Source organism: Gordonia sp. 135, from assembly GCF_009720185.1.
GTDB lineage: Bacteria > Actinomycetota > Actinomycetes > Mycobacteriales > Mycobacteriaceae > Gordonia > Gordonia alkanivorans.
This window is the reverse complement of sequence record NZ_CP046257.1, coordinates 3,036,250-3,057,573: the sequence shown is the minus strand read 5'-3', so window position 1 is coordinate 3,057,573 and position 21,324 is coordinate 3,036,250. Positions and strand designations below refer to the sequence as shown.

Genomic DNA, 21,324 nt, shown 5'->3' with positions numbered 1-21,324 from the left:
ACCTGCTTCCTTCTTCCTGGTATAACCGCGCTACAGCTATGTGAGCGCAGGAGTTCCGGTGCGGTTCGACGACCGCGTGTACCCAGAACTCGGAAATTTATGCCGGTTGTCGGCAACTTTTTCTGACTAGTGCCAACGACGTTGGGGCACTGCGTATTTCGATGGTGATCGGACTTACAACCCTCGACACGGGTGTGCCGGGATCACGCGCGAGCGCTCAGGGCTCGGGGATCTCCGGTTCGAGCATGTAGAGATCCTCGGGCTCGTGCGAGTCCGGAAAAGTGTTGGCGGCGAACAGGTCACGGCGCTCGAAACGGAGACCGCGGGCCTTCGCGACCGACTCGAACAGTCGCTGCGACGGGATGTTGTCGGGACTGATCGTGGTGTGCATCGCCACCATTCCGTGGCGGTTCGCACGATCGAACAGGTGATGCAGCATGGACGCGGCGACGCCGTGTCCACGCATCGAATCGTCCACGGCGACCTGCCACACCATGAGTGTGGAGGGGTCGCTCTGGCGGCGATATCCGGTGACGAAACCGACCGGACGGCCGTCTACTTCGGCGACGATCGAGGTGTCGGCGAAGTCGTGGCACCACAAGACGTAGGAGTACGACGAGTTGACGTCGAGAACCTTTGAGTCCGAGGCGATTTCCCAGAGGCGGGTACCGTCGGCGACAGTCGGCATCCGATAGTCGACGGTGAGGACAGTTGTTGGGGCCGTTCCTGCTTGTGAAGGGCTCATAACGCTCTCGACGTTAACAACGGGTATCCGGGAAGTCACCCACCAGCGGAAATTGCCTCATCGAACCCCTACCTTCTACCTGTTCAGACATGCAATGTGAAGTGAGTCACAAGAGTGTCACCCACGCGTCGATTCGGGGGTTCCCGGGGGAGCAGAATGGCCCCATGACGAGGATCATCGCGGGCGAGCTACGGGGTCGACGGCTCCGCGTTCCGGACGAGGGAACTCGTCCCACTTCCGACCGTGTGCGGGAGTCGGTCTTCAACATGCTCGACGCCCGATTCGATCTCGGCGGGCTCTGGGTCCTCGATCTGTACGCCGGGTCCGGGGCCCTCGGCATCGAGGCGGTCTCGCGTGGTGCGGCCGGCGCGACGTTCGTCGATTCCGCACGGAAGGCCGCCACCGTCATCGGCGCGAATGTGAAGGCCTGCGGGATCGCCTCGTCGGCCACCGTACTGACACGACCGGTGTCCGCCTACCTGTCCTCGCTGCCCGAGCGGAGATACGACCTCGTGTTCTCCGACCCGCCGTACGCGGTCGATGCGGCCGCACTGTCCGAGGATCTGACCAAGCTGGCCGCGTCCCGGCTCGCCGACGGCGCGCTGGTGGTGGTGGAGCGCTCGGCGCGCTCGACCGGTGACATCTGGCCCCGCGACTTCGAGGTCGTCGTCGACAAGAACTACGGCGACACCCGCGTCGAGGTCGGGGAGTTCATCGGCTCCTGACGCGCCTGATGTGTGGGGCCGGACGGTAAGTTCAGGCCATGACGACGGCAGTGTGTCCCGGTTCCTTCGATCCCTTCACCCTCGGCCACCGCTATGTGGTCGAACGCGCCGCGGCGTGTTTCGACGAGGTGGTCATCACCGTGGTGGTCAATCCGAACAAGCGAGGCATGTTCGGTGTCGACGAGCGGATCGCGCTCATCGAGGAGGACTGCGCGGATCTGCCCGGCGTGCGGGTCGATCGCTGGGAAGGCCTTCTCGTCGACTATCTGAAGCAGGAGTCGATCCACACCATCGTCAAGGGCCTGCGTTCGGCGGTCGACTTCGACTACGAGGTCCCGATGGCCCAGATGAACCGCGCACTCGCCGACGTCGAGACGGTCTTTCTGCTCACCGACCCCCGGTTCGCGCATGTGTCCAGCTCGCTCGTCAAAGAGGTGGCCAAGCTCGGCGGTGACGTCACGCCCTTCCTGTCGCCGCACATCCACAAGAACCTGACCGCGAAGCTCACCGGGGAGCGTTCCGTCTAGGACCCACCTGCGGGAATTGCGACACACCCCACGCGCTTCACTAATCACAGGCGCAACATTCGGCACAATAGTCACAGATTCACCAACTGTTGCAAACAGGCAAGCGCCGGATTGGGGTGGCTGTGTACCGGGTATTTGAGGCTCTCGACGAACTCGTGGCGATTGTCGAGGAGGCGCGGAGTGTGCCGATGACCGCGGGCTGTGTCGTGCCGCGCGGTGACGTGCTCGAACTCCTCGACGACATCAAGGACTCCATCCCGGGCGAACTCGACGACGCGCAGGACGTCCTCGATCAGCGCGACACCCTCATCGGCGATGCGCGCGAGCACGCCGAGACGACGGTGGCCAAGGCCGACTCCGAGTCCGAGGCCGTGCTGGCGCACGCCCGCGCCGAGGCCGACCGCATCCTGTCCGAGGCCAAGGCGCAGGCCGACCGCATGGTCGACGAGGCGAGCTCGCACTCGCACTCGCTCGTCGAGGACGCCACCGAGGAGGCGCGCCGGCTGCAGACCAGTGCCGCCCGCGAGTTCGAGGCCGTCACCGGTCGCGCCCGCGCCGAGGCGCAGCGCACCGTCGATGCGGCGAACAACACCTACGACAAGTCGGTGGCCGACGGCATCGCCGAGCAGCAGCGCCTGGTGTCGGAGACCGAGGTCGTCGGTGCGGCCAAGTCCGAAGCCGAACGCATCATCGACGCGGCCCACGCGGAGGCGGATCGCCTGCGCGGCGACTGCGACGTGTACGTGGACGAGAAGCTGGCCCAGTTCGAGGAGATCCTCACCGGCACACTGCGTTCGGTGAACCGTGGACGTCACCAGCTGCGCACCGGTGCGGGCATGCACGACTACGTCGAATACCCCCGCAGCGTCGACGAAGCGACCCGCAACTCCTACGACCGCGACCAGGGATCCCCGCTGGCGGTGTGACCTGCCCGACGGCCGATCCGGCGCATACCGTGGCGTCAGTCGATGATTCGCGATCGCGAGCGTATGGTGCAGTTTGTGTCTGATCATGCTGTGACATCAGAAGCGTCGCACGGTCCCGATTCGGCGTCGCGTCGCGATCCCTTCGTCCTCGACGTCCGGCCGCTGGGTCGGCGCCCGGGCACCATGTCCGAGGTGCACCGGACGGTCACGACCCCCGACAAGCTCGGGGTCGAGATGATCGGCATCCCGGCCGGCTCGGATGTCGATCTCGACCTCCGGCTCGAGTCGGTGAGCGAGGGAATCCTGGTGACCGGCACCGCGTGCGGTGAGACCGCCGGTCAGTGTTCGCGCTGCATCGAACCGATCGACGGCACGGTGACTGTCTTCCTGACCGAGCTCTTCGCGTACCCCGACAGTGTGACCGAGCAGACCACCGAGGAAGACGACGTGCATCGCATCGTCGACGACCGCATCGACCTCGAGCAGTCGATCATCGACGCGGTCGCGCTGGAACTGCCGATGTCCCCGCTGTGCTCGGAGGACTGCCCGGGACTGTGCCAGGTGTGTGGCATCCGTCTCGCGGTCGCCGAACCGGGCCATGCGCACGAACTGATCGATCCCCGCTGGGCCGGTCTCGCGAACAAGTTCTCCGAACTCGCAGAAGACGGGAACCCGGACGACCAGGAAAGTCGTGACTGAAAGCACACGTGAGGAGGGTCGGCGGGCGCTGCTCGCCGCACTCGACACCGACATCCCCGAAGACCTTCTGACGCTGGCGCTCACGCACCGCTCGTACGCCTACGAGCACGGCGGTCTGCCGACCAACGAGCGCCTCGAGTTCCTCGGTGACTCCGTCCTGGGCGTGGTGATCACCGAGCGCCTGTACCTGCATTTTCCTGACCGTCCCGAGGGCGAACTCGCGAAGATCCGTGCGAGCGTGGTCAACATGCACGCGCTCGCCGACGTGGCACGCGGTCTCGGCGACGAGGGTGGCCTGGGCAAGTACCTGTATCTCGGCCGTGGCGAGGAGATGACGGGCGGTCGAGACAAGGACTCGATCCTCGCCGACGGTCTCGAATCCCTGTTCGGCGCGGTGTTTCTCAGCCACGGCCTGGAGACCTCGCAGCGGATCATCCTGCGCCTCTTCGACGAACGCATCGAGAAGGCCGGACAGCTCGGCGCCGGTCTGGACTGGAAGACCTCGCTGCAGGAGCTGAGCTCCGAACGCGGCTATGGCCCACCGCAGTACCAGATCTCGTCCACCGGCCCGGATCACAACAAAGAGTTCACCGCGATCGCGATGATCGCGGGGGAGAACCTCGGCGAGGGCGTCGGACGCACCAAGAAAGAGGCCGAGCAGCAGGCGGCGGCCCACGCGTGGAAGGCGCTCACCGAACGCGCCGAAGCGTCGTCGTGACAACAGCGTCGTGACAACAACTCTTCATGCCTGAACTACCCGAGGTCGAGACCGTCCGCATGGGTCTCGAGAAGCATCTGACCGGACGGACCGTGACCGCGGTCGAGGTGCTGCATCCGCGTGCCGCCCGCCGCCACGTCGGCGGCGAACCGGACCTGATCGGTCGCCTCGCGGGCAAACACGTCACCGGAGTGCGGCGTCGCGGCAAGTACATGTGGATCGACGTCGCCGACGACACCGACCGTGCCGCTCTCGTCGTGCATCTCGGCATGAGCGGGCAGATGCTCATCGCCCGCGACGGGGCGCCCGACCACACCCATCTCCGCATCCGCGCACACCTCGACGACGACAACGAACTGCGGTTCGTCGATCAGCGGACCTTCGGAGGTTGGCATCTCGACGACTATGCGGTCTCCGATGACGCGGCCGACATCCCGGTGTCGGTGGCGCACATCGCTCCCGACCCGTTCGACCCCGCCTTCGACTCGGCGGGCGTCGTAACGCGCATGCGCGCCAAGCACTCCGAGATCAAACGTGTCCTGCTCGACCAGACGGTCATCTCCGGGGTCGGCAACATCTACGCCGACGAGGCGCTGTGGCGGGCCCGACTTCACGGTGCGCGTGTCGCCGAGACGATCTCGCGTAAGAAGCTCCTCGAACTTATCGACGCCGCCACCGCGGTGATGACCGAGGCGGTCGAGGTCGGGGGCACGTCCTTCGACGCGCTGTACGTCAACGTCAACGGCCAGTCGGGGTACTTCGAACGCTCCCTCAACGCCTACGGGCGTGAGGGGCAGCCGTGCCGGCGATGCGGGGCGATCATGCGCCGGGAATCTTTCATGAACCGCAGCTCTTACTTTTGCCCGAAGTGCCAGACTGCTCCACGGCGTCGCACACGTTGAGTCCGTAGTGCTCCCTGCGCTTACGTGCGGAGCGTGACCGCGGCGAAGCCGCTGTGCAGGCATCGACGAGTCCGGTGAAGGCTACGAGCGTTCCGCGGAACGCTCGAAGAGCCTTGGCCAGCTGTTTTGTCGGTGGGCGCCGCTAAGTTGTTCGTATATCCGTTCGAACAGCTGGGGGCTTGGGGTGTCTGTTTCGGTGCTGCACGGTGAGAATGTGTCGTCGATGTTCGATGGCGCGGATCCGGCGTCCTTGTCCGATGACGTGTTGGAAAGCAGAGTGCTGGGTTATGCCGCGCAGATCACCGCGCTCACGGCCGAGTTCTTGTCTCTGGTGGCGGAATTGGATGAGCGGGAGTCGTGGCGGGGGCCGGGTGTGCATTCGCTCGCGCACTGGCTCTCGTGGAAGGCGGGTGTCTCTCAACGCACAGCGCAGGAGCAGGTACGGGTGGCGAAGGCTCTGACGGAGTTGCCGTTGATTCGGCAGGCGTTCGGTGCGGGGCGGTTGTCGTATTCGAAGGTGCGGGCGTTGACGCGGGTCGCGACCGCGTTGCGGGAGAAGGAACTGGTGAATCTGGCGTTGTCGTGTACGGCGTCGCAACTGGAGCGGGCGGTCCGTGCGATAGGACAGATCGACCGGGATCGTGGCATCGAGTCGGAGAATCGCCCACCGGTGGAGTCGACAGGCCGGTGGAAGTGGAATGCGGATGGCTCCTTGTCTGTGTCGCTGACGCTGTCTCCGCTAGACGGTGCCCGGCTTCTTGCCGGTGCGGTCCGGGCAGAGTACGAACGCACCCGGACCTGCGACGATGCGGATCTGTCCGCGGTGTCGAGCGTTCCGCGGAACGCTGCAAGCGAGTTGGAAACCGTGGATGGGGAACCGGACTCCGAGGTCAAACCGGCGAATCGTCGGGACCTGTGGCGAAATGTGCCGTCGAATCTGGCGCCGGCGTTGGTGGCCATGGCAGACATGGTGCACGAGGGGATCGCGATGCCTGATCTCGCACCGGGAGCCGAGATCCTGATACATACCGACGAGGGTGGGCAGCAGGCACACCTTGATGACGGGCCGGCACTGTCGGAGGCTGAGTTGGACGAGGCGCACTGCGGTGCTGCGGTTCGGAAGGCGTTGTCCAGCAGGGTTTCCGGAGCGCCGGGGAAGTTGGCGTTGCTGGGGTTGGGGCGTAAGTCGCGGACGCCGAACAAGGCACTCGTCAGGGCGTTGTTCGTGAGAGACCGGTGCTGTCAGATGCCCGGCTGTGAACGCACACGGCATCTGCACGCCCATCACGTGGTGTTCTGGTCGGCCGGTGGGGAGACCGAGTTGGACAATCTGATCTTGTTGTGTGGAAGCTGTCACCGTGCGTTGCATCGGGGTGAGTTCAGTATCACCGGGCATGGGTCGCAACGGTTTTCGTTCCACCGGCCGGGCGGTTCAGTGATCGACGTGAGTCCCGCGACACACGTGCCGGGGCAATGGTCGCCTGATGCGCGGGTGGCCGCGGATTCGACGGTGCCCGTGGGCGGCGGCAAGCCCGACCTCGGGTATGCGACCGAGGTGATCCACGCGGTGCGGGAATGGAAAGAACGCAACGCAAGCCGAGAGGCGGGAGCTGCCTGACGACGTCGGGCACGACCGGTTCGGGAATTCGTCCTGATCCACGGCTCTTACTATGGTCAGCGGTGCCAGCGCCGCCCCGCCGCCTGAGAGGACTCATCCCAGCATGACGATCGAACAGAACACAGCCACTCCGGCCCAGCCCGCGGAGCCCGCGCACACCGACCTCTGGGTCGAGCGCACCGGGACCCGGCTCTATACCGGCCGCAGCTCGCGCGGTGCCGAGGTGCTGATCGGCTCGCAGGATGTCGAGGGTGTCTTCACGCCGGGCGAGCTGCTGAAGATCGCGCTGGCGGCCTGCACGGGCATGTCGTCGGACCGTCCGCTGTCGCGCCGCCTCGGCGACGACTACGACGCCACGATCCGGGTCAGCGGTGACGCCGACCGTGAGAACGAGGTGTACCCGCGGATCTCCGAGATCCTCGAGGTCGACCTCTCCGAACTCGACCCCGACGCCGCGCAGCGCCTGCTCGTCGTCGTCGAGCGCGCCATCGACGCGGTGTGCACGGTCGGCCGCACCATCAAGGCCGGCGCCGAGGTCGACCTGAAGATCGAGACGGACTGACACCATGACCACCGACCGGGTCCGACTGTCGGCGTTCGTGCACGGCCACGTCCAGGGTGTGGGCTTCCGATGGTGGACGCGGTCGCGGGCCCTGGAGCTCGGTCTGGTCGGCTACGCGTCCAATCAGGCCGACGGACGGGTGCACGTCGTGGCCGAGGGACCCCGCGAGGAGGTGCAGGCGCTGCTCGATGCGCTGCGGTCCGGAGAGACCCCGGGCCGGGTGGATCTGGTCGTCGACAGTCTCGAGTCGGCACGCGGAGACCTGACCGGCTTCCTCGAGCGGTGAGCGCTGAACGGTGAGCGTTGCCCGAAACGCATCGCGATGGTGAGTACTCTGTACCGTCGTGCACCTCAAAAGCCTGACCCTGAAGGGCTTCAAGTCGTTCGCCTCGGCGACGACCCTGCGCTTCGAGCCGGGTATCACGTGCGTCGTCGGTCCCAACGGCTCGGGTAAGTCCAACGTCGTCGACGCCCTGACCTGGGTCATGGGCGAACAGGGCGCCAAGGCGCTGCGCGGCGGGAAGATGCAGGACGTGATCTTCGCCGGCACCTCCGGACGTCCGCCGCTGGGGCGTGCGGAGGTCACGCTGACCATCGACAACGCCGACGGTGCGCTGCCCATCGAATACTCCGAGGTCTCGATCACCCGCCGCATGTTCCGCGACGGCGCCGGCGAATACGAGATCAACGGCAGCACCTGCCGCCTCATGGACGTGCAGGAATTGCTCTCCGACTCCGGTATCGGCCGCGAGATGCACGTCATCGTCGGCCAGGGCCGCCTGTCGGCGATCCTGGAGTCGCGTCCCGAGGACCGTCGCGCGTTCATCGAGGAGGCCGCAGGCGTCCTCAAACACCGCAAACGCAAGGAAAAAGCGGTCCGCAAGCTCGACGCGATGCAGGCCAACCTGGCGCGCCTCACCGACCTCACCGCCGAGCTACGGCGTCAGCTCAAGCCGCTCGGCCGACAGGCCGAGGTCGCCCGCCGGGCGCAGACCGTGCAGGCCGATCTCCGCGACGCCCGGCTGCGCCTCGCCGCCGACGACCTGGTGATCCGCCGAGCCGAGATGGCCGAACACGCCGCCGTCGAGGACGAGGTCCGGCGCCGCCAGGACGAGGTGGCCGAGCAACTCGACGAGGCCAACGCGCAGGTCACCGAACACGAACAGCATCTCGCCGAGGTCACCCCGGCCGCCGCGGCGGCGAGCCGCGCCTGGTTCCGGCTGTCGGCGCTGGCCGAACGCGTCGACGCGACCCGCCGGGTCGCCGCCGAACGCAGCCGCTACCTCAGCGAGACCGCCACCGAGGCCACCGGACCCGATCCCGAGGAACTCGAGGAACAGGCCCTCGAAGCCGCCGAACTCGAGGCCGAACTGACCGAGGGCGTCGAGATCGCCGCCGAACAGCTCGAGACGGCACGCGAGGTGCTCCGCGAGCGCGAATCGATCGCCGAGGCCGCGGAAGCGGCACACCTGGCCGCCGTCCAGGCCATCGCCGACCGTCGGGAGGGTCTGGCCCGTCTGGAGGGCCAGGTCGACAACCTGCGGACGCGGTCGGAATCGGTCGACGCCGAGGCCGACCGCTTGACCGCTGCCATCGCCCACGCCACCGAGCGTGCGGAAAATGCTGCCTCACAACAAGATTCGGCGGCCAGTGAACTCGCGCAGCTGGAATCCTCCGAGCAGGCCCTCGACGAACACCACGAACGGTGCGTCGCCGCGCTGAACCTGTCCAACGAACGCGTCGCGACCCTGCAGGCCGAGCACCGCGAAGCCGAGCAGTCCATCGCCTCGCTGTCGGCGCGCGTGGAAGCCCTCGCCATGGGTCTCGAGCGCAACGACGGCGGTGCCTGGCTGCTCGACAACGCGCCCGACGGGTTACTCGGACCGATGTCGGAACTGCTCACCGTCGAGCCCGGTTTCGAGACCGCGATCGCCGGCGCCCTCGGCCCCGCGGTCGACGGCATCGTCACCGTTGACGGCATGGCGGCCATCCGTGCGCTCGAGGCCCTCAAATCCGGCGACGGGGGACGGGCCGCGCTGATCTGCGGTGGCCTCACCGAATCCGTCCGACCACGAGACGTCGCACTGCCCGACGGTGTGCGGTGGGCGGCTTCGGCGGTGACCTGCGGGCCGGAGATCCGCAACGCGATCGACACCGTCCTCGCCGACACCGTCGTCGTCGACGATCCGGCCCAGGGACTCGAGATCGCCCGTCGCCACGGCGTGCGCGTGGTCACCCACGCCGGCGACCGCATCGGCCCCGCGTCGATCGAGGGTGGCTCGTCGCGTCGCCCGTCGACGCTCGAGGTGCAGTCGGCCATCGACGCCGCGACCGAGGAACTCGCCGCCACCCGCCGCCGCGTCGAAGAGCTGGAGGCGGCACTCGACGGTGCTCTCACCGAACAGCGCGAACGCCGCGAAGCGGCGGAGGAAGCGCTCGCCGCGCTGCACGAATCGGATTCCAGTGTCGGCGCCGCCTATGAGCAGATGGCCCGGCTCGGCCACGAGATCCGCACCGCCCGTGCGGAGGCCGATCGCTTCACGCGTCAACGCAACCTCTTGGAAAAGGGTCGCGCCGAGACCCTGGAATCCCTGCACGAACTCGAGGAACGGTTGCGGCTGGCCCGCGACGAGTCGGATTCCGGACCGGAGATGGCGGCCGACGACTCCGAGCGGTCCACGGCCGCGGCAGCGGTCGGGATCGCCCGCGGCACCGAGATGGAGGCCCGTCTGGCACTGCGCACCGCCGAGGAACGTCTCGCCTCGGTGCGTGGGAAGGCCGACTCGTTGCGTCGAGCCGCCCAGCGTGAGCGGGAAGCACGGGAACGGGCGCGTCGTCAGGACGAGATCCGCCGGCAGGCCGCGGGTGTCGCGGCGGCGGTCGAGCGGGCCGGTGCCCGGGTCGCCGAACGTCTCGCGGCGGCGGTCGCGTCGGCGCAGGCGGGTCGCGACGAACTCGAGGAGATCCGGATCGCGCGGTCGGCGACTCTCGACGAGCTGCGCGTGCGGGCCGGTGAACTGACCACCACGCTGAACTCGTTGCGCGACACCGTGCATCGCGACGAGGTGGCCCGCGCCCAGGTGGCACTGCGCATCGAGCAGCTCGAGGAGCAGATCCTCGAGACGTTCGCGATGTCACCCGACGACCTGATCGCCGAATACGGTCCCGACGTACCGATGCCGCCCTCGGCACTGGAGATGCAGGAGTACGAGGAGGCCAAGGCGCGCGGCGACCAGGTGGTGGCCCCGGCGCCGATGCCGTACGACCGCGCCACCCAGGAGGCGCGCGCGAAGAAGGCGCAGAAGGACCTCAACACCCTCGGCCGGGTCAACCCGCTCGCGCTCGAGGAGTTCGCGGCGCTGGAGGAGCGCTACAACTTCCTGTCCTCGCAGCTCGAGGACATCAAGGCCGCCCGCAAGGACCTGCTCGACGTCATCGAGGAGGTGGACGCCCGCATCCTGCAGGTGTTCACCGAGGCCTACGCCGATGTCGAGCGAGAGTTCGGCCAGGTCTTCCAGACGCTGTTCCCCGGCGGTGAGGGCCGCCTGGTGCTGACCGAGCCCAACGACATGCTCACCACCGGCATCGAGGTGGAGGCCCGGCCGCCGGGTAAGAAGGTGAAGAGGCTGTCGCTGCTGTCGGGCGGGGAGAAGTCCCTGACCGCGGTCGCGATGCTCGTGGCGATCTTCCGCGCCCGCCCGTCGCCGTTCTACGTCATGGACGAGGTCGAGGCGGCGCTCGACGACACCAACCTGCGCCGACTCATCAAGCTGTTCGAGCAGCTGCGGGAGAAATCGCAGCTGATCGTCATCACACATCAGAAGCCCACGATGCAGATCGCCGACGCCCTCTACGGCGTCAGCATGCGCGGGGACGGCATCACGACCGTCATCTCGCAGCGCATGCGCGGCGTGAACATGCCCGTGGCTCAACAGGAGGACACCAGCCAGTGAACACCGGAATCATCATCGGGATCGTCATCGCGGTGGTCGTCATCGCCGCGCTGATCGTGATCGGACTGGTGCTGGCGCGTCGTCGTCGCATCTCGCTGTCCGACACGACGACGCAGCCGGAGATCGTCGACGGCACCACCCGTCAGGTCGACCGGTCCGGGGGATACCAGGCGGGGTCGGGCTTCAGTTTCAGTCGCGGTGACACGGCTCTGGCCGAACCGCCGGCCCGCAAGCCGGAACCACCGCGTGAGCCGGAACCGCAGCCCAAGCCGGAAGCGCCGGTCCAGCCGGTGGCGGAGCGCACCGACGTCGACGGCCAGCCCGCGATCGGCGACGACGCCGCGGTACCGCGTGACTCCCATCGCCGCGGGATCACCGAGGTGTCCCTCCCGGATGTGATCGAACCGGCCGAGGCGGAGCCGGAGACTGTCGAGCCGGAGACGACCGAGCCGGAGGCGAAGGTCGCAGAACCGGAAACCACCGAGCCGGAGGCGCCGGAGGCAGCCCAGGCCCCGGCGGTCGAGACTCCGGCGGTCGAGGAGCCGGTGGTCGAACCTCCAGTGACCACAGCGCCCGACGATGCGTCGGGTGCGGTGGCGGCACCGCCGCGCGAGGAGATCGCGCCGACTGCGGGGCGTCTGGGCAAGCTGCGCGGACGGCTGTCGCGGTCGCAGGGTGCGATCGGCAAGAGCGTGCTCGGTCTGCTCGGCGCGGGTGACCTCGACGAGGACAGCTGGGAGGAGATCGAGGACACCCTGCTGATGGCCGACCTCGGTACGGCCACCACCATGACCGTCGTCGAGAACCTCCGTACGGAACTGGCCGCCAACCCGGTGAAGAACGCGGGGGAGGCGCGGGCTCTCCTGAAACGGGTGCTCGTCGAGCAGCTCGATCCGACCCTGGACCGGTCGATCCGCGCGCTGCCGCATGCGGGGCGTCCGGCCGTCGTGCTGGTGGTCGGGGTCAACGGCACCGGAAAGACCACGACCACCGGCAAGCTGGCCCGTGTTCTCGTCGCCGACGGGCGTCGCGTACTGCTGGGGGCCGCCGACACCTTCCGTGCGGCCGCCGCCGATCAGCTGCAGACCTGGGGTGAGCGGGTCGGAGCGGAGATCGTGCGCGGCAAGGAGCAGGCCGATCCGGCCGCCGTGGCGTTCGACGCGGTCGACCGCGGGATCGCCACGGGTGTCGACGTCGTCATGATCGACACCGCGGGCCGACTGCACACCAAGACCGGCCTGATGGACGAGCTGGGCAAGGTCAAGCGAGTGGTGGAGAAGAAGGCGCCCGTCGACGAGGTGCTGCTCGTGCTCGACGCCACCGTCGGCCAGAACGGTCTGATGCAGGCGCGGGTGTTCGCCGAGGTCGTCGACATCACCGGCGTGGTGCTGACCAAGCTCGACGGCACGGCCAAGGGCGGCATCGTCTTCCATGTCCAGAAGGAGCTCGGGGTGCCGGTGAAACTGGTGGGTCTGGGCGAGGGCGCGGACGATCTGGCACCGTTCGAGCCGGAGGCGTTCGTCGACGCACTGCTGTGAAGTCGATTCACGATCGGCAAACCGGGGCGCAGTAGTGCCGGGATGAAACTGAGACAGGCCTCAGAGGCAACCTCGTATTTTACCTGAGCGAAATATAAATCGTTCATCGGGTTACGTGCCCGAAACGTCAAGGCACCACTGCCGAAACCGAGTGCCGACAAAGTCTTGGGAGGCGCCGAGCCGTCGGCGCATCCTGAGGAGGTTTTCACAGTGGTTTTGGCTCAGTTGCCAAACGAATCGTTTGGCCCGATCGACACGGGCAACACGGCATTCATGCTTGTGTCGGCCGCGCTTGTGTTGCTGATGACCCCAGGTCTCGCGTTCTTCTACGGGGGGTTGGCGCGCGGCAAGTCCGTCCTGAACATGATGATGATGTCGTTCGGTGCGTTGGCGTCGATCAGCGTCGTCTACGTCCTGTGGGGCTTCTCGATGTCGTTCAGCGACGGCATCACCGGTGAGAGCGATATTCTCGGTCTCTTCGCCAACCCGTTCGCGCTGTTCGGCTCAGATCAGCTCATGAGCACGATCGGCGAGGGAGACACCGAGCAGTACGTCACTGCCGGACTGTCGGTGCCCGCCGTCATCTTCATGGGATTCCAGCTGACCTTCGCGGTCATCACCGTCGCCCTCATCTCCGGTGCGCTCGCCGAGCGCGTCAAGTTCTCGACCTGGATGGTCTTCACCGTCATCTGGTCGACGATCGTCTACTTCCCGCTGTCCCACATGGTGTGGGGCGGACTCGTCGGTGGTGGCGGACTCCTCGGCGCCGGCGAGGACAGCATCGCGGCGAAACTGTTCGGAACCACCGACGGTGAGGCGAATGTCGCACCGATCGACTTCGCGGGTGGCACCGTCGTGCACATCAACGCCGGTATCGCGGCGCTGGTGCTGGTCCTCATCATCGGCAAGCGAGTCGGCTTCGGTCGCACCGCCTACCGCCCGCACAACATCCCGTTCGTGATGCTCGGCGCGGCACTCCTGTGGTTCGGCTGGTTCGGTTTCAACGTCGGGTCCGAGCTGGGTGCCGACCTTCTCGCCGGCCAGGTGTGGGTCAACACGACCGCAGCGACCGCCGCCGCGATCATCGGCTGGCTCGCAGTCGAACTCATCCGCGACAAGCACGCCACCAGCGTCGGCGCCGCGTCGGGCATCGTGGCCGGCCTGGTCGCGATCACCCCGGCCTGTGGTGCGCTGACCCCGGTCGGCTCGCTGATCCTGGGTGTCATCGCCGGTGCTCTGGCTGCCCTCGCCATCGGCATGAAGAACAAGTTCGGCTACGACGACTCGCTCGACGTCGTCGGCGTCCACCTGGTCGCCGGCCTGTGGGGCACCCTCGCCATCGGTCTCCTGGGCAAGGACGTCGGTCTCCTCTGGGGTGGCGATTACAAGCAGCTCGTGGTGCAGGCGGTCATCGCCTTCTTCGCGCTGGCCTTCACCGCTGTGCTCACCGCGATCATCGCCTTCGCCCTCAAGCCGCTCGGCTGGCGTGTCAGCGATGAGGACGAGAAGAGCGGCATCGACGAGGCAGAACACGCCGAGACTGCCTACGAGCTGGCATGACGCTCACGCCAAATCGCTACTACGCTGACACCCGTGGAGAGGGATAACAAATGAAGCTGATCACTGCAATCGTCAAGCCGTTCACGCTCGAGGACGTCAAAGCCGGCCTGGAGCAGGCGGGAATCCTGGGTATGACCGTCAGCGAGGTCCAGGGTTACGGACGCCAGAAGGGCCACACCGAGGTCTACCGCGGCGCCGAGTACTCGGTCGACTTCGTGCCGAAGGTCCGCGTCGAGGTCGTCGTCGACGACTCGGCCGTGGACAAGGTCGTCGACGTGATTGTCGAGGCCGCCCGTACCGGCAAGATCGGTGACGGCAAGGTGTGGGTCTCGCCGGTCGAGTCGGTGGTGCGCGTCCGCACCGGCGAGCGCGGCGGCGACGCTCTGTAAGTGAGCTCGTGCCCTTTCTGAACCCCAGCGCGGCCCCGCGTCCGACGACGAGTCGGGCGCGGGGCCGCACCGTTCAACCCCCGAGACCGAGGAGCCTCCCGTAGCCGCCACCGACCTGGCCAAGACCCGCCGGCAGCTCACCGAGTCGAGCCGGAACGGGAAACTCGACGCACCGGCGCTCCGCCAGGTGCTCGTCGACCTGCACGAGTTCTGGCTCACCAGCAAGGGCGCCGAGCTCGGCATCAAGTCCCACAGCGGATTCGCGATCGTCGCGGTCGGCGGTCTGGGACGCGGCGAACTGCTGCCGTACTCCGACCTCGACCTGATCCTGCTGCACGACGACATGCCCGTCGAGCGGGTGTCCGAGGTCGCCGACGGGCTCTGGTATCCGTTGTGGGACGCCAACATTCCCCTTGACCACAGCGTCCGGACCGTGCCGCAGGCGCTGCAGGTCGCAGGCGAGGACGTGACCGCCGCCCTCGGCCTGCTCGAGGCCCGCCACATCGCAGGCGACGAGGACCTGTCGAGCCTGCTGATCGGTGGCGTACGCCAGCAGTGGCGCAACGACATCCGTAATCGTTTCCCCGACGTGGTCGCCCATGCGCAGGATCGCTGGCGTCGTGCCGGCGACATCGCGCACCGCGCGGAACCCGACCTGAAGAACGGTCGAGGAGGGCTGCGCGACGTCCAGCTCCTCGGTGCCCTGGCGATCGCCCAGCTCACCGACGGAATGGCGAATCTGCGGCCGGATTCCCCCGGCGCCGGACCGCAGGTCGCGTACGAGCGTCTCCTCGACATCCGGACCGAGCTGCACCGCATAGCTGGTCGCCCGCGCGAGCAGGTCCGCGCCCAGGACGCCGACGAGATCGGTGCCGCGCTGCGGATCGGGGACCGGTTCGACCTGGCGCGCGTCATCAGCGACTCCGCCCGAACCATCAGCTATTCCATCGACGTCGGTCTGCGGACCGCGGGGAATGCTCTCCCGCGTCGCGGGCTGGCCAAGCTGCGCCGTTCACCGCTGCGTCGGCCGCTCGACGAGGGCGTGGTCGAGCACAACGGTGAGATCGTGTTGGCGCGCAACGCGATTCCGAGCAAGGACCCCGGACTCATCCTCCGGGTGGCCGCCGCGTCGGCGCGGACGGGTCTGCCGATCAGCGCATCGACCCTGAGCCGACTGGCCGACTACGCACCGGAACTGCGGGAGCCGTGGCCGGTCGAGGCGTTGAGCGACCTGCTGGTCCTGCTCAGCTCGGGTCACCACATGGTCGACCCGATCGAGGCGCTCGACCGCACCGGACTGTGGGGCAGACTGCTCCCGGAATGGGGTGCGGTTCGCGACCTCCCGCCGCGCGACGCGATCCACACCTGGACAGTCGACCGTCACCTCGTGGAGACGGCGGCATATGCGAGTTCGATGACGACGCGGGTCTCGCGGCCCGATCTCCTCGTTCTCGGCGCGCTCATCCACGACCTCGGGAAGGGGCGCGGCGCCGACCACAGCATCGTCGGCGCCGAGCTCGCCGTCCAGATCGGCAATCGCTTCGGCCTGTGGCCGCAGGATGTGACGATCCTGTCCGACATGGTGCGGCACCACCTGCTGCTGCCGCAGGTCGCGACGCGCCGCGACCTCGACGACCCGGCCACCGCCGAATTCGTCGCCACCACCCTGGGTCACAACCGGGTGCTGCTGGAACTCCTTGCGGCACTGGCCGAAGCGGATTCGCTGGCAACGGGTCCCGGCGTGTGGGGAGAATGGAAGGCCTCACTCATCGGCGAGCTCGTCCGGCGGTCCATGCGCCACATCGACGGCATCCCGCCCGCGGTGCCCGAGCCGCTCACCCCCGAGCAGTTGGCGATCGCCGCCGAGGGGGACTACGCGGTCCGGCTCGTCCGCGCCGACGGTCAGCACACCTACGACGTCACGATGGTGGCACCGGACCAGCCCGGTCTGCTGTCGAAGATGGCCGGGGTGCTCGCGCTCGGCGGTCTGCGCTCGCACAAGGCCTGCGCCCAGAGCGTCGACGGCAAGGCGATCAACTCCTTCATCGTCGTGCCGATGTTCGGCAGTCCGCCCGACGCGGGTCTGCTCCGCCAGCAGCTCATCGCCGCGGTGAACGGCAAGCTCGACGTCCTCGCGCGTCTCGACGCGCGCGAGCGGGATTCGCCGATACCCACGATCGCCTCGGTCAGCACTCTCCCTGGGACGATGGTGAGCCTCGGGGCGAGTGCCGGCAGCACCGATCCCGACGTCGACGGGGCGGGTCACCCGAAGAACGCCGTGCCCGCACTGTTCGCGGTCGCGCCGCCGCGGGTGACCTGGCTCGATGCCCCGGAGCCCGACGCCGCCGAGGGTGCGGTGCTGCTCGAGGTCCGGTCCGACGACCGGATCGGGTTGCTGAGCCGAGTGAGTTCGGTGCTGGAGAAGTTCGGTGCCGACATCCGGTGGGCGAAGGTCTCGACCCTGGGTGCGACCGTCGTCGACATCTTCAGCCTGCGGTTGGCCCCGAATGCCGAAACCGCCGACACCGAGCAGTTGCGTGCGACGATCACCGACGCGATCATCGCGGTGTGCCCGCCGCCGCAGCCCAAGCGTGACGAGGAGGACGGCCCGCAGACGCCCGGCGGGACGGGACGGTCCGGAGTGCCGATCTCCTAAATGGAATGACCGGGGAACCACATGGAAGGATGGGACCCATGTTCGATTCCCTCTCCGACCGGTTGACCGGTGCCCTGAAGGACCTCCGCGGCAAGGGGCGGCTCTCCGATGCCGACATCGACCGCACCTGCCGCGAGATCCGGCTCGCCCTGCTCGAGGCCGACGTCTCGCTGCCGGTGGTGCGCGCCTTCATCGCGCGGATCAAGGAACGGGCGAAGGGTGCGGAGGTCTCCGCGGCGCTGAACCCGGCCCAGACGGTCGTCAAGATCGTCAACGAGGAACTCATCGGCATCCTCGGCGGCGAGACCCGCCGGGTGCGGTTCGCGAAGAACCCGCCCACGGTCATCATGTTGGCCGGTCTGCAGGGCGCCGGTAAGACGACCCTCGCCGGCAAGCTGGGCAACTGGCTCAAGCAGCAGGGACACACGCCGCTGCTGGTGGCCTGTGACCTCCAGCGTCCGGGCGCGGTCTCGCAGCTGCAGATCGTCGGCGAGCGTGCGGGCGTGCCGGTCTTCGCGCCGCACCCCGGCACGGGCGTCGGCGGCGAGGGAACACTCGGCGTCACCTCCGGCGACCCGGTCTCGGTCGCCCGAGCCGGTGTCGAGGAGGCGAAGGCCAAGCACTACGACGTCGTCGTCATCGACACCGCGGGCCGCCTCGGTATCGACGCCGAGCTTATGAAGCAGGCCTCCGACATCCGCGACGCCACCACGCCCGACGAAGTGCTGTTCGTCGTCGACGCGATGATCGGTCAGGACGCGGTCACCACCGCCGAGGCCTTCGCCGACGGCGTCGGTTTCACCGGTGTCGTGCTGACCAAACTCGACGGCGACGCCCGCGGCGGTGCCGCCCTGTCGGTACGCGAGGTCACCGGTCAGCCGATCATGTTCGCGTCCTCCGGCGAGAAGCTCGAGGACTTCGACGTTTTCCACCCCGACCGCATGGCCAGCCGGATCCTCGGCATGGGCGACGTGCTCAGCCTCATCGAGCAGGCCGAGCAGCACTGGGACGCCGAGCAGGCCGAGGCCGCCGCGGCCAAGATCACGCAGGGTGAGCTGACCCTCGAGGACTTCCTCGAACAGATGCTGATGATCCGCAAGATGGGACCCATCGGCAACATCCTGGGCATGCTCCCCGGCGCGGGCCAGATGAAGGACGCGCTGTCGCAGGTCGACGACAAGCAGCTCGACCGGGTCCAGGCGATCATCCGCGGCATGACCCCCGCCGAGCGGGACAACCCGAAGATCATCAACGCCTCGCGCCGCCTGCGTATCGCCAACGGTTCGGGCGTGACCGTCAGTGAGGTCAACCAGCTCGTCGACCGCTTTTTCGAGGCCCGCAAGATGATGGCCCAGATGTCGGGGCGCATGGGCATGGGCGGGATGAACCGGAAGTCCAACCGCAAGGGCAAGAAGGGGAAGAAGGGCAAGGGACGCGGTCCCACGCCGCCGAAGGTGCGCGGTGGCTTCCCGGGGATGCCGGGTGGTATGCCCGCCGGCTTCCCGGACCTGTCCAACATGCCCGCCGGACTCGACCAGCTGCCGCCGGGCCTCGAGGGCATCGACGTCTCCCAGTTCCAGCCCAAGAAGAAGAAGTAGCCGATGGGCGGCACGGCGGAGGGTGACACGGCCCGCCACTACCGCGGCACCGATCCGCTCACCGGCGAACCGATCGAGTTCTGGGTGTCCGGTGAGACCATCAGCCACACGGCCATCGCCGATGCCGAGACCGCTGTCGACGGCGGCTGGATTCTGCCCGGTCTCGTCGACGCCCACAATCACGTCGGCATCGCACCCGGCCTCGGCGTCGACATCGAGCAGGCCCGCGGTTTCGCGTACGCCGACGCCCGGGCCGGGACGCTCCTGATCCGCGAGGTCGGCTCACCGCTCGACACCCACCCGCTCGACGATGATCCGGCGTGTCCGCGGTTCATCCGCTCCGGCAAGCACATCGCCCGGCCCAAGCGCTATCTGCGCGACTACGGAGTCGACCTCGACGACCCAGACGAGCTGGCCGCCGAGGTGGCACGCCAGGCGCGGGCCGGCGACGGCTGGGTGAAGATCGTGGGGGACTGGATCGACCGCGACGCCGGCGACCTCGCGCCGCTGTGGACGCGGGACCAGATCGAGGCCGCCGTCGCCGTCGCACACGAACACGGCGCCCGGATCACCGCGCACGTCTTCGGCACCGACGCCCTCGTCGACCTCATCGGAGCCGGTGTCGACTGCATCGAACACGGCACCGGGCTCACCGCCGATCTGATCGATCAGCTCGTCGAACGCTCGATCGCGTTGGTGCCCACCATGATCCAGGTGGAGAACTTCCCGGGCATCGCCGACGGCGCCGAGCGGTTCCCGACCTACGCCGCCCACATGCGCCGGTTGCACGCCGACGCGCCGAAGGTGTTCGAATCCGCCCGCGAGGCCGGGGTCGCGATCTTCGCCGGGACCGACGCCGGCGGGTTCGTCGAGCACGGGCGCATCGTCGACGAGATCGAGGCGCTCTCGAAGGTCGGTCTGGGCAACGCCGGGGCGATCGCAGCAGCGTCCGTGCAACCTCGACAGTGGCTCGGCGCCGACCTCCTGGCCGACGGCGACCGCGCCGATTTCGTGGTCTACGGCGAGAACCCTTGCGATGACCTGGGGGTCCTGCGTCATCCGCAGGCAGTGGTGTCGTCGGGCCGAAACATTCTGTGAGCAACGCCACAAGGTGACTGCTGGTTGCGTTTACCTACTGCCGCGTAAGGTAGCAACCGCGTTGCACAGGTTCGTAAGGGGACGAACCGATCAGCTCAGTGCAGACCCGCCGAAACCGGGGGTGAAAACGGGGTTTCGGTGAGGGTCGCGCAAGCCTGGGGGCCGAATTCATCGGTAGGCAAGTGGCGTTGGCGACGTACGGCATGTGGTTGTTCTCGCGGGGTGGACAACCACATGCCGGATTTCTTTCCGGAGCCTCTGGTCTGGCAGAATGGCTCGACGGTTCGTCGGATGCGGTCACGGCCGCCCGACGGTCACACCGAAACAGACGCAAAACCGGGTCCACCATTCCGGGTGGGTCGCAGAATTGCGCAGTGACCACACGAAAGTAGAAGAAGACATGGCTGTCAAGATCAAGCTCACGCGGCTCGGCAAGATCCGCAACCCGCAGTACCGCATCGTCGTCGCCGACGCTCGGACCCGCCGCAACGGCCGGGTGATCGAGACCATCGGCAAGTACCACCCGAAGGAAGAGCCCTCGCTGATCGAGGTCGACTCCGAGCGCGCCCAGTACTGGCTGGGTGTCGGCGCACAGCCGACCGAGCCTGTGGCCGCGATCCTCAAGGTCACCGGTGACTGGCAGAAGTTCAAGGGCCTGCCGGGCGCCGAGGGCACCCTGAAGACCGCCGAGGCGAAGCCGTCCAAGCTCGACGTGTTCAACGCTGCGCTCGCCGCCGCCGAGAACGAGCCGGTCGCCGCGGCCACCACCCCGAAGAAGAAGGCCGCCAAGAAGGACGAGGCCCCGGCAGAGGAAGCTGCCGCCGAGGCTCCTGCCGCCGAGGGTGACGCGTGAGCGCTGTGGTCGCCGACGCGGTCGAGCATCTCGTCCGCGGAATCGTCTCGAACCCTGACGACGTCCGGGTCGACCTCGTCACCGGTCGTCGCGGCCGGCTCGTCGAGGTCCACGTGAGCCCCGACGATCTGGGTAAGGTCATCGGCCGCAACGGTCGGACGGCCACCGCCCTGCGCACCCTCGTCTCCGGTATCGGCGGACGCGGCATGCGCGTCGACATCGTCGACACCGACCGCTGACGGCCGACTCGCAGGACG

General features: G+C 67.7%; 19 protein-coding genes. 18 read left to right on the top strand and 1 reads right to left on the bottom strand.

The features are described 5' to 3' along the window. Nucleotides 1-217 precede the first annotated feature (217 nt). Nucleotides 218-745, bottom strand: a complete 528-nt coding sequence (gene ectA, locus GKZ92_RS13810; RefSeq protein WP_035754088.1) for a diaminobutyrate acetyltransferase — start codon at nucleotides 743-745, stop codon at nucleotides 218-220. Between the two features lie 164 nt (nucleotides 746-909). On the opposite strand from ectA, the gene rsmD reads away from it, so the two are divergent. The 18 genes from rsmD to GKZ92_RS13720 all read left to right on the top strand — a co-directional run bounded on the left by rsmD (nucleotide 910) and on the right by GKZ92_RS13720 (nucleotide 21,306). After that, entirely contained in the window at nucleotides 910-1,470 is a 561-nt protein-coding gene (gene rsmD / locus GKZ92_RS13805; RefSeq protein WP_035754089.1) for a 16S rRNA (guanine(966)-N(2))-methyltransferase RsmD, read from the top strand. A gap of 38 nt (nucleotides 1,471-1,508) precedes the next feature. Continuing rightward, nucleotides 1,509-1,997: a pantetheine-phosphate adenylyltransferase gene (gene coaD, locus GKZ92_RS13800; protein ID WP_006357934.1), complete on the top strand. Its 489-nt coding sequence runs from the start codon at nucleotides 1,509-1,511 to the stop codon at nucleotides 1,995-1,997. A gap of 122 nt (nucleotides 1,998-2,119) precedes the next feature. After that, the gene (locus tag GKZ92_RS13795) at nucleotides 2,120-2,923 is read left to right on the top strand and encodes a DivIVA domain-containing protein (RefSeq protein WP_006357933.1); all 804 of its coding nucleotides are present in this window, start codon (nucleotides 2,120-2,122) and stop codon (nucleotides 2,921-2,923) included. A gap of 42 nt (nucleotides 2,924-2,965) precedes the next feature. Next, the gene (locus tag GKZ92_RS13790) at nucleotides 2,966-3,622 is read left to right on the top strand and encodes a YceD family protein (RefSeq protein ID WP_196222006.1); all 657 of its coding nucleotides are present in this window, start codon (nucleotides 2,966-2,968) and stop codon (nucleotides 3,620-3,622) included. After that, on the top strand, nucleotides 3,615-4,340 hold the full coding sequence (gene rnc, locus GKZ92_RS13785; RefSeq protein WP_006357931.1) for a ribonuclease III: 726 nt from the start codon (nucleotides 3,615-3,617) through the stop codon (nucleotides 4,338-4,340). The genes GKZ92_RS13790 and rnc overlap by 8 nt, the downstream gene beginning before the upstream one ends. A 26-nt stretch (nucleotides 4,341-4,366) precedes the next feature. Next, a complete protein-coding gene (gene mutM / locus GKZ92_RS13780; protein ID WP_042375862.1) occupies nucleotides 4,367-5,242 on the top strand; it encodes a bifunctional DNA-formamidopyrimidine glycosylase/DNA-(apurinic or apyrimidinic site) lyase in 876 nt (291 codons plus the stop codon). A gap of 223 nt (nucleotides 5,243-5,465) precedes the next feature. Then, nucleotides 5,466-6,860 carry an HNH endonuclease signature motif containing protein gene (locus tag GKZ92_RS13775; protein ID WP_042375907.1) on the top strand — a complete coding sequence of 465 codons (1,395 nt, stop codon included), beginning with the start codon at nucleotides 5,466-5,468 and terminating at the stop codon, nucleotides 6,858-6,860. A gap of 103 nt (nucleotides 6,861-6,963) precedes the next feature. Then, nucleotides 6,964-7,422: an OsmC family protein gene (locus GKZ92_RS13770; protein WP_042375863.1), complete on the top strand. Its 459-nt coding sequence runs from the start codon at nucleotides 6,964-6,966 to the stop codon at nucleotides 7,420-7,422. Between the two features lie 4 nt (nucleotides 7,423-7,426). Continuing rightward, nucleotides 7,427-7,708 carry an acylphosphatase gene (locus tag GKZ92_RS13765; protein ID WP_042375867.1) on the top strand — a complete coding sequence of 94 codons (282 nt, stop codon included), beginning with the start codon at nucleotides 7,427-7,429 and terminating at the stop codon, nucleotides 7,706-7,708. A 58-nt stretch (nucleotides 7,709-7,766) separates the two neighbouring features. After that, nucleotides 7,767-11,375 (top strand): chromosome segregation protein SMC, encoded by a 3,609-nt coding sequence (gene smc, locus GKZ92_RS13760; protein WP_006357924.1) that lies wholly within the window; start codon nucleotides 7,767-7,769, stop codon nucleotides 11,373-11,375. Next, on the top strand, nucleotides 11,372-12,913 hold the full coding sequence (gene ftsY, locus GKZ92_RS13755; protein WP_042375873.1) for a signal recognition particle-docking protein FtsY: 1,542 nt from the start codon (nucleotides 11,372-11,374) through the stop codon (nucleotides 12,911-12,913). The genes smc and ftsY overlap by 4 nt, the downstream gene beginning before the upstream one ends. Nucleotides 12,914-13,123: 210 nt before the next feature. Next, nucleotides 13,124-14,473, top strand: coding sequence for an ammonium transporter (locus GKZ92_RS13750; RefSeq protein ID WP_035754093.1), 1,350 nt, complete (start codon nucleotides 13,124-13,126; stop codon nucleotides 14,471-14,473). A 50-nt stretch (nucleotides 14,474-14,523) separates the two neighbouring features. Next, complete coding sequence (locus tag GKZ92_RS13745) at nucleotides 14,524-14,862, top strand: P-II family nitrogen regulator (RefSeq protein ID WP_005198965.1); 339 nt, start codon at nucleotides 14,524-14,526, stop codon at nucleotides 14,860-14,862. Between the two features lie 115 nt (nucleotides 14,863-14,977). Further along, nucleotides 14,978-17,518 carry a [protein-PII] uridylyltransferase gene (locus tag GKZ92_RS13740; RefSeq protein ID WP_075862614.1) on the top strand — a complete coding sequence of 847 codons (2,541 nt, stop codon included), beginning with the start codon at nucleotides 14,978-14,980 and terminating at the stop codon, nucleotides 17,516-17,518. Between the two features lie 38 nt (nucleotides 17,519-17,556). Beyond that, nucleotides 17,557-19,116: a signal recognition particle protein gene (gene ffh / locus GKZ92_RS13735; RefSeq protein WP_006357920.1), complete on the top strand. Its 1,560-nt coding sequence runs from the start codon at nucleotides 17,557-17,559 to the stop codon at nucleotides 19,114-19,116. Between the two features lie 3 nt (nucleotides 19,117-19,119). Beyond that, nucleotides 19,120-20,214 (top strand): amidohydrolase family protein, encoded by a 1,095-nt coding sequence (locus GKZ92_RS13730; protein ID WP_006357919.1) that lies wholly within the window; start codon nucleotides 19,120-19,122, stop codon nucleotides 20,212-20,214. 400 nt (nucleotides 20,215-20,614) lie between these two features. Beyond that, a complete protein-coding gene (rpsP, locus tag GKZ92_RS13725) occupies nucleotides 20,615-21,067 on the top strand; it encodes a 30S ribosomal protein S16 (RefSeq protein WP_006357918.1) in 453 nt (150 codons plus the stop codon). After that, entirely contained in the window at nucleotides 21,064-21,306 is a 243-nt protein-coding gene (locus GKZ92_RS13720; RefSeq protein ID WP_006357917.1) for an RNA-binding protein, read from the top strand. The genes rpsP and GKZ92_RS13720 overlap by 4 nt, the downstream gene beginning before the upstream one ends. The last annotated feature ends 18 nt before the right edge of the window (nucleotides 21,307-21,324 follow it).